The sequence below is a fragment of the Bradyrhizobium sp. SSBR45G genome (assembly GCF_030159255.1).
Lineage (GTDB): Bacteria > Pseudomonadota > Alphaproteobacteria > Rhizobiales > Xanthobacteraceae > Bradyrhizobium.
This window is the reverse complement of the sequence record NZ_BSCT01000007.1, coordinates 167,765-180,483: the sequence shown is the minus strand read 5'-3', so window position 1 is coordinate 180,483 and position 12,719 is coordinate 167,765. Positions and strand designations below refer to the sequence as shown.

The following is a 12,719-nucleotide window of genomic DNA, read 5'->3' as shown; positions in this document are numbered from 1 at the left end:
AGAACCGATAGCAGGGCGGAGCTTGATTTCGCTCAACCGGGCGTGACCACGGCATTGATGCACATCAAGCGCGGCGCATGGGCGGGATTTAGGAAACAGGTCATGCCCGAAGGAGACATTTCATTGCGTTCTCATCCAGGATTGACCGCCGATACGACGGACGACGTGCTGGAGTTCCGTCCCAGTGGATCCTGGGTATCGCGCAATGTGGCTGAGCTCGAGAATCTGACCGAGTCTGCGAACACCAAGCTCGGTCGGGCGATGACCGTGAAGCTCGACCTTGGAGCAGTCAGCGAGATCGATACCGTCGGCGCTTGGCTGATTGAAAAGCTCGGCCGCAGAGCTGCATCTGGTGGCCGCCGGGTCGAGATGGTCGGGGTCGCCGAGAACTACAGCGGACTCGTCGAAGAGGTTCGGCAGGTCAATCGGCGGGAGATCTCGCCGGTCCCGCGGCAGAATCCGATCGTAGTCAAGCTGACCGAGATGGGGCGGTCGAGCCTCGGGGCAGCGCAGGACGTCACCGTCTTCCTGGACATGCTGGCCGCGCTGTTCTTTGCGTTAGCGCGAACGCTGCGCCGCCCGCGATCCCTTCGCGTGACCTCACTCGTCTATCAGATGTACCGGATCGGCTGGCAGGCCATTCCGATCGTGGTGTTGATCACGTTCCTGATCGGCGCGATCATTGCCCAGCAGGGCATCTTTCACTTCCGGCGTTTCGGCGCGGAATCCTATGTCGTCGATATGGTCGGCATCCTGGTCCTGCGCGAGCTCGGTGTGCTGATCGTGGCCATCATGGTGGCGGGCCGATCGGGAAGCGCCTACACGGCGGAGATCGGATCGATGAAGATGCGCGAAGAGATCGATGCCCTGGTGACGATGGGGCTCGATCCAGTTGAGGTCTTGATTCTGCCGCGTATCGTCGCGCTGATCCTGACCTTGCCAATTCTGGCCTTCGTCGGGTCGATGGCTGCGCTCTATGGCGGGGGACTGGTCGCTCAGCTGTATGGCGGTATGGGCCCGCCGATCTTCATCGCACGGCTGCGCGAGGCGATCTCGGTCACGCATTTCGAGGTGGGAATGCTGAAGGCGCCCTTCATGGCGCTGGTGATCGGCATCGTTGCCTGCAGTGAAGGCCTTCGTGTCAAGGGCAGTGCGGAATCCCTGGGGCAACAGACTACGACATCGGTCGTGAAGTCTATTTTCCTGGTGATCGTGCTTGATGGCCTGTTCGCCGTGTTCTTTGCGTCCATCGGAATGTAGCAATGGATGAGCGTGGACTATCGAGCGCGATCCGAGTGACTGATCTTGTCGTCGGGTTTGGCCGTCAGATCGTTCTGAATGAACTGTCCCTGGAGGTCCGTCGGGGCGAAATCCTTGGGCTGGTCGGCGCCTCCGGTGGAGGGAAATCTGTCCTGATGCGGACCATCATCGGGCTTATTCCTCGACGTAGCGGGACCATCGAGGTCATGGGAACGCCGCTTGGCGGTGCAGATGAACGCACAACCCAGGCCGTGGCGACGCGCTGGGGGATTCTTTTCCAGCAGGGCGCACTGTTTTCGTCACTCACCGTCAAGCAGAACGTCCAATTCCCGCTGCGGGAAAATCTGCAGATGTCGCAGGTCCTGATGGATGAGGTCGCGACCGCCAAGCTCGAAATGGTCGGTCTTCGAGCCGAGGACGGCGACAAATTCCCGGCCGAACTCTCCGGAGGCATGACCAAGCGCGCCGCGCTGGCGCGCGCTCTCGCGCTCGATCCGTCGATCGTGTTTCTCGACGAGCCGACCTCCGGCCTCGATCCGATCTCTGCCGGGGATTTCGATGCCCTGATCAAGACCCTGCAGCAGACACTGGGCTTGACCGTGTTCATGGTGACGCATGACCTGGCCAGCCTGAACACGGTGTGTGATCGCGTCGCAGCCTTGGCCGATGGCAAGATCGTGGCGATCGGCCCGATGCGCGATCTGCTTCGATCCGAGCATCCCTGGGTCAAGGCCTACTTCCACGGCAAGCGATCCCAGATGCTGCAACCGAAAGAGAGTTGAACATGGAAACGCGTGCGCCATTCGCTGTCATCGGAGGCTTCGTGCTGGCCGCGATCGTCGCGATCTTTGGCTTCGTGTACTGGCTCAATAACACGGGAGGGCTCGGGCCGCGGACGACCTACCATGTGCAGTTCGAAGGATCTGTTCCGGGGCTGCTGGTCGGGGCTGCCGTTCTGTTTAACGGAATCCGGGTCGGCGAGGTCACGGAACTCGGCCTCGCTCCGGAAAACCCGCGTCGGGTCAATGCAACGATCTCGGTCGCGTCGAGCACCCCGGTGCGAACCGACACCAAGGTGGGCTTGGAATTCCAGGGGCTGACGGGGGTCCCGGTCATCGCGCTGGAGGGCGGCTCGTCGACCGAGACGGCGGCCGCCGTGTCGACGTTGATGGCTGAGCCGGGTGCTGGCCAGAGCATGACACAGGCCGCACGTGATGCCTTGCGGCGCGTCGACGCCGTCCTCGCGGAGAATGCCGGACCGCTGAAAGACACGATTGCCAACCTCAAGACATTTTCGGACGGATTGGCGCGGAATACAGGCAAGCTGGATGGGATCGTCGCGGGGCTCGAGAAGATGACCGGCGGCGGTGCTCCGGTACAGAAGGTCACCTATGATCTCACTGCGCCGCGAGATTTCGGCCCCGTCAGCAAGACCATCAGGGGCCAGCTCGCCATCCCTGAGCCGACGGCCGTTGCCATGCTGCAGACACAGCGCATGCTGTTTTCGCCCGCCAAGGACTATCCTGGGTTTGGCGATGCGCTGTGGGCCGACAGCATCCCGAAACTGTTGCAGGCCCGCCTGATCGATTCGTTCGAAAACTATGATGTCGCTCACGCTCCGCTGCGGACATCGGATCTCGGACAGCCGGACGTTCAGTTGTTGATCGACGTTCGTCGCTTCCGAATCAATGTCGATGCGACAGCCACGGCGGACATCGGTCTGTCCGCGCGTCTGGTCGACAAGAATGGCAAGATCATCGCGTCGCGCCTGTTCGACGAAAGCGAGCCACTTGGCCAGCTCGATCCAGCCGGTTCAGCCCGCGCCTTCGATCAGGCCTTTGGCCGCGTCGCCAAGTCGATCCTCAACTGGACCATCCAGGCGTTCTAGGTGACCGCTGCCGGTCAAATGATCTATTCCAGGCTCTTCAGATAGGACAACAGATCGTTGATCTGAGGCGGCGTCAGCTCGAATTGCGGCATGGCGGGGTGCCCGGTGACAATTCCTTCGGCGAGAGCCTCGCCGAGAGTCTCGATCGGATAATGCAGATGCAGCGTTCGGAACGGCGGCGCCTGTCTGAATGGACTTTCTCCAGTGCGGCCTATGGCGTGGCAGCGTGCGCAGTGAGTCTTGGCGTAGGCTCGTCCTCGCTGGTCCGGCGTGGACGCAGCAAATGACGGCATGGTCAAGGAGAGGGTCATCAGAAAAGCGCATAGAACCGGGCGCTGCATGCAATACGTCCATCGTGCGAGCCGTTTCCGCCACGATAGGGCCCCGATCCTCTCCTCATTTGATTTGAATCAACCGGAACTCCGCGCATCGGGTAGAATGCGGCTATTCTCCTTTGCGTGTGGCCCAGCGGAGCCCTGTATGAAAACGTCTCTGGTTGCAGTCGATTTGCACGGACAGGGCTGCGCCGACTGTGCAGTACGGGGGTTCAGCGTATGCGCATCGCTGGACCAGTTCGAGATGCGAGAGTTCGAGCAGCTGAGCCGCCGCGTCAACTTTGCCTCCTGCGAGACGATTTTCGCCCAGGAGGACAGCTCATCGTTCTTTTACAATCTGCTCGACGGAGTCATGAGGCTCTACAAGCTGCTGCCCGATGGGCGCAGGCAGATTGTCGGGTTTGTGCTGCCCGGCGATTTTGTGGGTATGACAACCGATGAGCGGCATGGGTTTTCGGCCGATGCGATCGGTCCGGTCACGGTCTGTCAATTCGCCAAATTGCCGTTTGGTCGATTTGCCGAGCACAAGCCGAACCTGCTGCGGCGGATGAATGAATTGGCCGTGCAGGAGCTCAATCACGCGCGGGATCACATGGTGCTGCTCGGTCGCCGCTCCGCTGAGGAAAAGGTTGCGACCTTCCTCGTTGGCTGGAGAGATCGGCTGGTCGAGCTACGGGGCCCCTCCAATGTGGTACCGTTGCCGATGAGCCGGCAGGACATCGCCGATTATCTCGGCCTGACCATCGAGACGGTCAGCCGGACTTTCACGAAACTGGAGCGGGAAGGGATCATCGCGATCCTTCCCGGAGGCGTGTCGCTACGGGACTCGGCACGAGCCGAGGCGCTGGCGGCGGCCTGAACACTTGGCGGTCTCTTCGACCGAAATTTGCATTGATCTGGGTCAAAGACGGGGGCGCCGCGACTGGGAACAATGTCTCAAACTCAAGCAAGGGGGAGAGACATGCCGTTCGATGCCATGATGGTCAGCTTTGCGGTCGTGGGCGTTTTCGTTGCATTTGCGGCGGTCCTGCTGTGGGGTGATTCGCAGACCAAGAATCGGGTCTGAAACGGTCGACCGGCGACCGCGGAGGCCGTCGACGCGGGGGGCGCCTTCTGGCGGAGGGGCTTGCGGGCGGCCAATCTGCACTGCAAAAAGAGGCCGTCTTGACTGCCTGAGCTGCGGAAGTGGCTTCGTCTCGCGCCGGACGTACGGCTCACGACTTGGCCTTCGCTGCATTTTCCTGGACAATCTCCCGATCTGCCGTATTTCCAGACGGAGCGGAAATCGAGGGATGGGCTGTCGCGGGGCCAGGGAATCGTCTGCTGGTGGATGTGACCGTCCTCCAGGGCATCCGATGCTTGGCCATCGACATCTCCCTCGTTTGACGGGGCATCGACCCCTGGGAGAGTCGTGTGACTGAGGACAAGAAGGCGAGCAGCCGCACAGCCAGCAGCGGCAAGCTGTCGGTGCTGCGGCAGCATCCGATCTTTCGCGAACTCGAACCCGATGCCCTCGATCAGCTCTGTCGGTACGCCAAGCCGACCACGCTCAAACGCGGGGCGACGATCTTCTCGAAAGGCGATCCCGGTTCGAGCCTCTACGCGGTGATCAGCGGAACTGTCAAAATCAGCGTCTCGTCACCTGACGGCCGCAACGCCATCCTCAACCTGATCAGCGCGGGCGAAATCTTCGGCGAGGTTGCCTTGCTGGACGGCAGAGAACGAACGGCCGATGCGACTGCGAATACCAATTGCGAGATATTGGTCATCGACCGGCGTGAGTTCCTGCCCTTCGTCAAGAGCCAGCCCGTTCTCGCGATGAAGTTCATCGAATTGCTCTGCGATCGGCTGCGTTGGACCAGTGATCAGGTTGAGCAGGTCATCCTGCAGGATCTTCCCCGTCGCCTCGCCAGCGCTCTACTGGGCCTGACCGAGAAGCAGAAGGTCGACTCTGCAAACCTCACCATCGCCATCACCCAGCAGGAGATCAGCGAGATGGTGGGGATGACGCGCGAAAGCATCAACAAGCAGCTGCGCGCCTGGGCGGCACGGGATTGGGTCCGGCTTGAGCATGGCGCGATCGTGCTTCTCAACCCTGAGCCTTTGCGAGGCTTGGCAGAGGCCGGTCAGGACGGCGACGAATAGAACGCGTTCGCCGCAGTCGCGCCTCGACCCGTTCACGTCGAGGTCGCCGAATATGCCTCCGGCGACATCGCTTCGTTCGCTTGCTCACCGTCCACCGACAGCGCACTTGCTCTCAGCGTGAACCGGAATGCGACGGCTGACGCCGCGGTCAGCGTCAGGTGGCCTCAGCGCATGATATGATGCGGCAGCCAGAGGGAGATTTCTGGAATGTAGGTCACGACCATGAGCACGCCGAACATCACGGCGTAGAACGGCCAGATCTTGCGCATGACCTGCTCGATCGAGACCTTGCCGACGGCGCAGCCAACGAAAAGGATTGCGCCGACGGGGGGATGGCACAGCCCTATGCCGAGATTGAGCAGCATGATCATGCCGAAATGCACGGGGTCGACGCCGAAATTCTGCATGACCGGAAGCAAGATCGGCGTTGCGATCAGGATTGACGGTGCCATGTCGACGAGCGTTCCGAGCAGCAACAGCAGTACGTTGATCAGAAGGAGGATCACGTATTTGTTGTTCGAGATCGACAGGAAGAACTGCGTCATCTTCGCTGGCATCTGCGTGAGCGCCATGATGTAGCCAACCGCCGAGGCGCAGGCGATCAAGGTCATGACCATCGCGACCGTGCGGAGGGTCCGATGCAGCAGCACAGGCAGATCGCGCCAGCGATAGTCGCGATAGATGAACATGGTCACGAAGAACGCCCAGATGCAGGCAACTGCGCCGGCCTCGATCGCTGTGAAGATGCCGCCAAGAATGCCGCCGAGGATGATCACGAGCGTGATGAGGCCCCACGCGGCGTCGATCGTGATCTTGACTGCATCCTTGGCCGGAACCGTCTGGCCGTGCGGATGACCTTCACGATAGGCGATCACGATGCAGAGCATGATGAGCGAAAAGCCGAGCAGAAGTCCCGGAAAGACACCGGCCATGAACAGCGCGCTGATCGAGATCGTGCCGCCCGTCGCGAGAGAATACAGAACAGCGTTATGACTCGGTGGCACCAGGAGCGCCTGCACGGATGAGCTGATGGTCAGATTGGTGGCGAACACGCGCGGGTAGCCGTTGCGCTCCATCTGCGGGATCATCACCGAGCCGATGGCGGAGGTGTCGGCGACAGCCGAACCTGAGATGCCGCTCAGGAAGGTCGTTGCCAGCACGTTCACGATGGACAGGCCGCCGCGCAGGCGGGTCAGGCCGACCAGCACGTCGGCGAAGGCCACGAGCCGCTTGGCCATGCCTCCTTCGGCCATGATGGCGCCGGCAAGCACGAAGAACGGGATCGTCAGCATCGCAACCTTGCTGACGCCATCCGAAATCTTCAGCATGACAGCTTCGAGCGGAATGCCGACCGAGAGCGCGCCGGCGATCGCAGCGAGCGCCAGAGAGTAGGCGATGGGCATCCCAATCAGGAAGCACACCAGCATCGTGGCAAGCAGAATAAAGATGTCCATCGGTGTGACTCGGTTGGCTTACTCGAACGAATCCGCGTCGTGGTGCGGGATGGGGTCCGGTGGCGCGCCGAGAAAAAGCCGTTCGATGATGAACAGCAGCAGGCACAAGCCGCCGACCGGGATGGGCAGATAGGTGACCCCGACCGACAGGAACGGGAAGTCCCCGATCGTATTGCCCCAGGTGACCTCGACCAGCCGTTCGCCCCAAACGATCATGAAGATCGCGATCAGCGCCATCAGCAATTGCACGAGGATATCAAGCGCTTTTCTCATCGCGGGCGGCGTCTGATTGGCGAAATAGGCCAGGTTCATGTGCAGATTGAGCCTGTAGCCAGCAGCCGCGCCGATGAAGGTCAGAAGAATCGTCAGCAGAACGGCCATCGGTTCGGGCCAGGAGGCCGCGCTGTTCAGGACGTAGCGGGTAAAGACCGCCCAAGGTATGACGGCTGAGATCAGCACCAGCGCGATCACGCCGACGATAACGCAAGCGCGATAAAGCCCGTCCATCGCCCGGCGGTAGAGTCCGGCCATGGTAAATCTCCTGATTGTCCGAACCGACGCTGCGTTAAGCGATTTCCTGGATGCGCTTGATCATGTCTTGATACTTCGGGCCGTACTTGTCCCAAACCGGCTTGACGGCCTTTTGGAACGGCCCCTTGTCGGCAATCTCGATGATCTCGCTCCCGGCCGCCTTCGCCTTCTCCATGGCCTCGCGCTCATAGGCCTTCCAGAGCTCGCGCTCTTCCAATTGCGCTTCCCGGGCGAACTTCTTGATCAGCGCCTGATCGTCAGTCGACAGGTTTGCCCAGGCTCGCTTCGAGAACACGAGGACTTCGGGGATGACCAGATGCTGGGTCAGCGAATAATATTTCGCAGCCGTATAGTGATTGCTGAAGACGTAGCTTGGAGGATTGTTCTCGGCTCCATCGATCACGCCGGTCTGCAGGGCGCTGAAGACCTGATCGTAGCCCATCGCCACGCCGTTGCCGCCGAGCGCGTTCATCATGTCGATGAAGATCGGATTCCCGATCACGCGGATCTTGAGGCCCTTGACGTCCTCGACCGTCCTGATTGGCTTCTTGGTGTTGTAGATGCTGCGCGCGCCGGAGTTCATCCAACAGAGTGCGACGAGGTTCGCATTGGCATTGGCACTCACGCGATCAAGCAGATCCTGCCCGATTGGACCGTCCATCATCTTTTCGGAGTGTTCGATGCTCTTGAACAGGAAAGGCATGTTGACGACGTTGACGTCGTCGACGATCGGGCCCAGCGCGCCGGCGCTGACGCGCAGCATCTGGATGGCGCCGATTTGAGTTTGCTCGATAGTCTCTTTCTCGCCGCCAAGCTGTGCGGACGGATACATCTGGATCGTCAGTCGGCCATTGGTGGCCGCTGCGAGCTTCTTGCCGAGGCTTTCGGTCGCTGCGACTGTCGGGTATCCGGGCGGTTGCACGTCGGATGCCTTGAAGACGGCCTTGGATTGTGCGAGCGCGGCCGAAAATGGCGGAAGTGCCGTTGCGCCGGCAATGCCTGCTGTCAATTTGATGAAATCACGTCTCTTCATGGCGTCCCTCCCACGGGCTATTGCCTGATCGTCAGACCGCAGTAGATGCCGCGGCTGTCGCTCCTAGGTTGGCTGGTCGAAATACTCTGGATTGAGCGTCTGAATCTCGGAAATGTCGTCGAGCAGTCGCTCCAGATGACTGGCCATGGCAGCGCGAGCGCCGTCCGGATTGCGCCGCTCGATTTCCGCCAGGATCGGCTCGTGCTCGGCGATGACTTCCGACATGCGTCCGATCTGAGGCAAGGTGAGGCGTCGATAACGGTCGACGTGAACCTTCACTTGCAGGATCAGCTTCCATATTCCAGGATAACCAGCCACCTCAGCGATGCCCGCATGAAACATCTCGTCCGCTTGGTGAAAGGCTTCGCGATCCTTCGCAGCGCACGCCTCGCGCTGTCGCTCGATGATCGCGTGCAGGGTGAGGAGTTGGCTGGACGTGGCGTGCTCTGCAGCCATCCGCGCGGTGGTCTCCTCGAGGGACTTGCGGATGATGATCGTTTCGGGGAGCGCGGCAACCGGAATGCGCGATACAAAAATGCCGGACTGAGGAAAGATCTCCACGAGCCCTTCATCCGACAGCTTGAGGATGGCCTCGCGGACCGGCGTTCGACTCACTCCATAGGCCGTTGCGATTTGTGCCTCCGAAATGGGCTCTCCAGGCCGGCGCACCAACGACACCAGTTCGGCCCTGAGATCTGCATAAATGCGCGACGCCGCTGTCGCGCCACGCGGCCGGCCATTGCGGCGCATGCGAGCGACGACGGGACGTGGCGCGGGGGCCAGTTTCCTTGGAGCGCGGCTGGGCATCTACGTTTCCTCAACTAATATACTAATATATGAATTTGCGTTGGCAACAGGAAATGCCGGTTACCCGAAGCTTTGTTATGGTGCGGTGCGAAGCCGAGTCGCTTGTTCGACGAAAGGTCAGGTTGAACCCGAAGACGTTCAACAACGAAGCCACACGCTTCACGTGAAGCTGCTCGATCAACGCGTGGTATTCTCTGGTGAACGCAATCTTGGGTCGGCGCGGATCGACGCACTCTTAGAATTTCCGCTTGTGATCGACGCTATCGAGATGATGGTGGGGCGGGGGCGGGGACTCACGCCGTTGTTTGTGCAAATGCCTCGCGAAGGCTCTCGGCTGCTGGGGCCTTTGATGGTACGAGTCAACGCATGATCCAGCAGCCTCGCGTCGATATTCGTCACTCCACCTGTCCGCACGATTGTCCGTCGGCGTGCGCGCTCGACATCGAAGTGATCGACCGGAACACAATCGGACGCGTTCGCGGCTCGAAGCGGCAGACCTATACGGCCGGGGTGATCTGCGCCAAGGTTGCCCGATATGCCGAGCGTATTCATCATCCCGAACGACTGACGCATCCGATGCGTCGCGTGGGATCGAAAGGCTCCGGGCGGTTTGCGCGCGTGTCCTGGGACGAGGCGCTCGATGATATCGCTGAGCGGTTTCTGCAGACCGAGCGCGAGTTCGGTTCCCAGGCGGTCTGGCCTTACTATTATGCCGGTACCATGGGATTGGTGATGCGCGATGGCCTCAATCGCCTGACCCACGTGAAGAAATATTCCCGCTTCTATTCGACGATCTGCGCCAACGTCGCGCGCATCGGATTCGCGATCGGGACGGGAAAGATTGCAGGGGTTGATCCGCGCGAAATGGCCCTTTCCGATCTGGTCGTGATCTGGGGCACCAACCCGGTGAACACGCAGGTCAACGTCATGACCCATGCCGCGCGTGCGCGAAAGGAGCGCGGCGCCAAGATCGCTGTTGTCGATATCTACGACAACGAGACGATGAAGCAGGCCGATATCAAGGTCATCCTCCGCCCCGGCACCGACGGCGCGTTCGCCTGCGGTGTGATGCACGTGCTGTTTCGCGATGGTTATGCCGACCGGGCCTACATGGCGAAATACACCGACTGTCCCGGCGAGCTCGAGACGCATCTGGAGACACGGACGCCCGAATGGGCGGCGCAGATTTGCGGCGTTCCGGTCGCCGAGATTGAGGCGTTCGCGAAGCTGGTCGGTGAGACCAGGCGAAGCTTTTTCCGTCTCGGCTATGGTTTCACCCGCAGCCGGAACGGCGCAGCGCAGATGCATGCTGCGTCCTGCATTCCGGCAGTGACCGGTGCCTGGCAGTATGAAGGGGGCGGTGCCTTCTTCAACAATGCTGCGTTGTGGCATTTCGACGAGTCGATCATCGAAGGCCATGACGTCATTGATCACTCGACCCGTTTTCTCGACCAGTCGCAGATCGGCCGCGTCCTGACGGGAGATCGCCAGGCATTGTGCGGCGGCCCACCGGTCAAGGCGATGCTGATCCAGAACACCAATCCCATGACGGTGGCGCCCGAGCAGGATCTTGTTCGTCAGGGCTTTGCACGCGAGGACCTGTTCGTCGCGGTCCACGAGCAGTTCATGACCGAGACGGCTCAAATGGCTGATATCGTGCTGCCGGCGACCATGTTCATGGAGCACGACGATCTCTACTACGGAGGCGGCCACCAGCATATTTCGGTCGGACCGAAGCTGGTCGATCCTCCCGGCGAGTGTCGCTCGAACCACGAGGTGCTGCAGGGACTGGCGCGGCGGCTTGGTGCCGTTCACCCCGGCTTCGAGATGGCGCCGCGCGAGCTGATTGACGCAACCTTGAAGAAGAGCGGCCATGGCGACATCGCCGCGCTCGAGGCGGATGGCTGGCGCGACCTGCAGCCGGACTTCCGCACCTCGCATTATCTCGACGGCTTCGCGCACAAGGATGGCAAGTTCCATTTCAAGGCCGATTGGCTCCATCCGCCATTCGGGCGCGTGATGGGCAATCCTGAGCGCATGCCGTCGCTGCCCGACCACTGGGCCGTCACCGAGGAGACTGATCAGCAGCATCCGTTCCGGCTTGCGACGAGCCCGGCGCGCTCGTTCCTCAACACCTCCTTCAACGAGACGCCGTCCTCCCAGGCGCGCGAAGGTGCGCCAACGGTGATGATCCATCCGCTCGACGCGGCCGCGCTCGGCATCGCTGACGGCGACATCGTCATGCTCGGCAATGCGCGCGGAGAGACTTCGCTGGCCGCCCGGCTGTTCGACGGGGTCCGGCGCGGGGTGCTGATCGCCGAATCGATCCATCCCAATCGCGCCCATGTCGGCGGTCGCGGCATCAACTCGCTCACGGCCGCCGATACCGTCGCGCCGATCGGGGGCGCGGCCTTCCATGACAACAAGGTCTGGTTGCGCAAATCGGTGGAGCGCCCCGCCATAGGCTGAGCGGGGCTGACGGAATATCCCTCTAATTCAATGACTTGCCTTCCGGTCGCGGCGTCCCTGCCGACGGCCGGCAAGACCTTTTTTACCAAATCGTTCCGTTCGTCAGATTTTTCTTGAGCGACGCTCATTTTTGCGATACTAATTTTGAGCGATGCTCAAAAACTCAAGGAGTGATCTTATGCAGGTTCTCAGCTTTCGTGGTCCGCAACTTTTTCCCGCCGACGCTCAGGCTTTGCTGAACGGTTTGGCCCGGGCAGCGTCTCACCTTGTGGCGGCGCGCGTTGAGCGTATCGCCAATGCCTGTGACGTCGCGGGTCTGTTGGCCGCTCGGCGGGCACGGCGGGTGGCGGGAGAAGAGCTGTTTCGCGCCGCGGGTCGTGAAGGACGCCGGCTTCGTCGTGGTGGCCTGTTCGGCTGCTTCCACTACCTGAGTGAACTGAGCTGACCACAGCTCAAATCTCCCGCCCATTGGCAACGAAGCGGTCACCATGTCTTCCCGTCTCATATCGTCCGGGCGACTGCCCACGGTCTGGATAAGCTTTTTGCATATGACCTTCGCGGTATGCTTCGCGCTGGTCGGCGGCGGCATCGTTGCGCTGCCGCTCGACTGGCAACTGCGCGGTGGCTTCGCGGCAGGGCTCGTGGCGCTGGTGTGGTCGTCCTGCACACTGGCCGACACGATGGCGCTGCTGTCGCGAGGTGGCCGACGGGAAAAGCCAGACTAATTACCTCACCCAAGAGGGATCTCGCCCCGCTACGAGCTTTGATTTCAGCACCAATCCCCGACCGTCTCGCGA

At 61.1% G+C, this 12,719-nt stretch carries 13 protein-coding genes; 8 read left to right on the top strand and 5 right to left on the bottom strand.

Annotated elements, in window-relative coordinates; translation table 11 throughout:
- Positions 1 to 123: 123 nt before the first annotated feature.
- Genes QQL87_RS11910 through QQL87_RS11900 form a run of 3 tightly spaced genes read left to right on the top strand, consistent with a single transcriptional unit; the run spans position 124 to position 3,148 of the window.
- Positions 124 to 1,260 (top strand): ABC transporter permease, encoded by a 1,137-nt coding sequence (locus QQL87_RS11910; RefSeq protein WP_502871159.1) that lies wholly within the window; start codon positions 124 to 126, stop codon positions 1,258 to 1,260.
- 2 nt (positions 1,261 to 1,262) lie between these two features.
- Positions 1,263 to 2,042 carry an ABC transporter ATP-binding protein gene (locus QQL87_RS11905; RefSeq protein WP_284418002.1) on the top strand — a complete coding sequence of 260 codons (780 nt, stop codon included), beginning with the start codon at positions 1,263 to 1,265 and terminating at the stop codon, positions 2,040 to 2,042.
- A gap of 2 nt (positions 2,043 to 2,044) precedes the next feature.
- A complete protein-coding gene (locus QQL87_RS11900; protein ID WP_284418003.1) occupies positions 2,045 to 3,148 on the top strand; it encodes an ABC-type transport auxiliary lipoprotein family protein in 1,104 nt (367 codons plus the stop codon).
- Positions 3,149 to 3,171: 23 nt separating this feature from the next.
- Here the strand turns inward: QQL87_RS11900 and QQL87_RS11895 are convergent, their stop codons facing one another.
- A complete protein-coding gene (locus QQL87_RS11895; protein WP_284418004.1) occupies positions 3,172 to 3,489 on the bottom strand; it encodes a c-type cytochrome in 318 nt (105 codons plus the stop codon).
- A 139-nt stretch (positions 3,490 to 3,628) separates the two neighbouring features.
- Here QQL87_RS11895 and QQL87_RS11890 point away from each other — a divergent pair, with 139 nt between their 5' ends.
- Both QQL87_RS11890 and QQL87_RS11885 read left to right on the top strand, forming a co-directional pair.
- On the top strand, positions 3,629 to 4,342 hold the full coding sequence (locus tag QQL87_RS11890; protein WP_284418006.1) for a helix-turn-helix domain-containing protein: 714 nt from the start codon (positions 3,629 to 3,631) through the stop codon (positions 4,340 to 4,342).
- Positions 4,343 to 4,896: 554 nt separating this feature from the next.
- A complete protein-coding gene (locus QQL87_RS11885; protein WP_284418007.1) occupies positions 4,897 to 5,628 on the top strand; it encodes a Crp/Fnr family transcriptional regulator in 732 nt (243 codons plus the stop codon).
- A gap of 164 nt (positions 5,629 to 5,792) precedes the next feature.
- Here QQL87_RS11885 and QQL87_RS11880 read toward each other — a convergent pair whose 3' ends face one another.
- The 4 genes from QQL87_RS11880 to QQL87_RS11865 all read right to left on the bottom strand — a co-directional run bounded on the left by QQL87_RS11880 (position 5,793) and on the right by QQL87_RS11865 (position 9,396).
- Positions 5,793 to 7,082, bottom strand: coding sequence for a TRAP transporter large permease (locus QQL87_RS11880; protein WP_284418008.1), 1,290 nt, complete (start codon positions 7,080 to 7,082; stop codon positions 5,793 to 5,795).
- A gap of 18 nt (positions 7,083 to 7,100) precedes the next feature.
- A complete protein-coding gene (locus tag QQL87_RS11875) occupies positions 7,101 to 7,613 on the bottom strand; it encodes a TRAP transporter small permease (RefSeq protein WP_284418009.1) in 513 nt (170 codons plus the stop codon).
- 34 nt (positions 7,614 to 7,647) lie between these two features.
- Complete coding sequence (locus tag QQL87_RS11870) at positions 7,648 to 8,646, bottom strand: TRAP transporter substrate-binding protein (RefSeq protein ID WP_284418011.1); 999 nt, start codon at positions 8,644 to 8,646, stop codon at positions 7,648 to 7,650.
- A 63-nt stretch (positions 8,647 to 8,709) separates the two neighbouring features.
- Complete coding sequence (locus QQL87_RS11865; protein WP_284418170.1) at positions 8,710 to 9,396, bottom strand: GntR family transcriptional regulator; 687 nt, start codon at positions 9,394 to 9,396, stop codon at positions 8,710 to 8,712.
- A gap of 423 nt (positions 9,397 to 9,819) precedes the next feature.
- Between QQL87_RS11865 and QQL87_RS11860 the strand changes: the two genes are divergently transcribed.
- From QQL87_RS11860 to QQL87_RS11850, 3 genes are all read left to right on the top strand, one after another.
- Positions 9,820 to 11,922: a molybdopterin oxidoreductase family protein gene (locus tag QQL87_RS11860; RefSeq protein WP_284418012.1), complete on the top strand. Its 2,103-nt coding sequence runs from the start codon at positions 9,820 to 9,822 to the stop codon at positions 11,920 to 11,922.
- A 178-nt stretch (positions 11,923 to 12,100) separates the two neighbouring features.
- Positions 12,101 to 12,367: a hypothetical protein gene (locus tag QQL87_RS11855; RefSeq protein WP_284418013.1), complete on the top strand. Its 267-nt coding sequence runs from the start codon at positions 12,101 to 12,103 to the stop codon at positions 12,365 to 12,367.
- Between the two features lie 103 nt (positions 12,368 to 12,470).
- Positions 12,471 to 12,647: a hypothetical protein gene (locus tag QQL87_RS11850; protein WP_284418014.1), complete on the top strand. Its 177-nt coding sequence runs from the start codon at positions 12,471 to 12,473 to the stop codon at positions 12,645 to 12,647.
- Positions 12,648 to 12,719: the final 72 nt, after the last annotated feature.

What these genes read in the sequence shown, in the direction of transcription:
- QQL87_RS11905 (WP_284418002.1), top strand. Translation starts at nt 1,263, where the DNA reads ATGGATGAGCGTGGACTATCGAGCGCGATCCGAGTGACTGATCTTGTC.
- QQL87_RS11900 (WP_284418003.1), top strand. Translation starts at nt 2,045, where the DNA reads ATGGAAACGCGTGCGCCATTCGCTGTCATCGGAGGCTTCGTGCTGGCC.
- QQL87_RS11870 (WP_284418011.1), bottom strand. Translation starts at nt 8,646, where the DNA reads ATGAAGAGACGTGATTTCATCAAATTGACAGCAGGCATTGCCGGCGCA.
- QQL87_RS11890 (WP_284418006.1), top strand. Translation starts at nt 3,629, where the DNA reads ATGAAAACGTCTCTGGTTGCAGTCGATTTGCACGGACAGGGCTGCGCC.
- QQL87_RS11865 (WP_284418170.1), bottom strand. Translation starts at nt 9,396, where the DNA reads ATGCGCCGCAATGGCCGGCCGCGTGGCGCGACAGCGGCGTCGCGCATT.
- QQL87_RS11860 (WP_284418012.1), top strand. Translation starts at nt 9,820, where the DNA reads ATGATCCAGCAGCCTCGCGTCGATATTCGTCACTCCACCTGTCCGCAC.
- QQL87_RS11875 (WP_284418009.1), bottom strand. Translation starts at nt 7,613, where the DNA reads ATGGCCGGACTCTACCGCCGGGCGATGGACGGGCTTTATCGCGCTTGC.
- QQL87_RS11850 (WP_284418014.1), top strand. Translation starts at nt 12,471, where the DNA reads ATGACCTTCGCGGTATGCTTCGCGCTGGTCGGCGGCGGCATCGTTGCG.
- QQL87_RS11855 (WP_284418013.1), top strand. Translation starts at nt 12,101, where the DNA reads ATGCAGGTTCTCAGCTTTCGTGGTCCGCAACTTTTTCCCGCCGACGCT.
- QQL87_RS11880 (WP_284418008.1), bottom strand. Translation starts at nt 7,082, where the DNA reads ATGGACATCTTTATTCTGCTTGCCACGATGCTGGTGTGCTTCCTGATT.
- QQL87_RS11895 (WP_284418004.1), bottom strand. Translation starts at nt 3,489, where the DNA reads ATGCAGCGCCCGGTTCTATGCGCTTTTCTGATGACCCTCTCCTTGACC.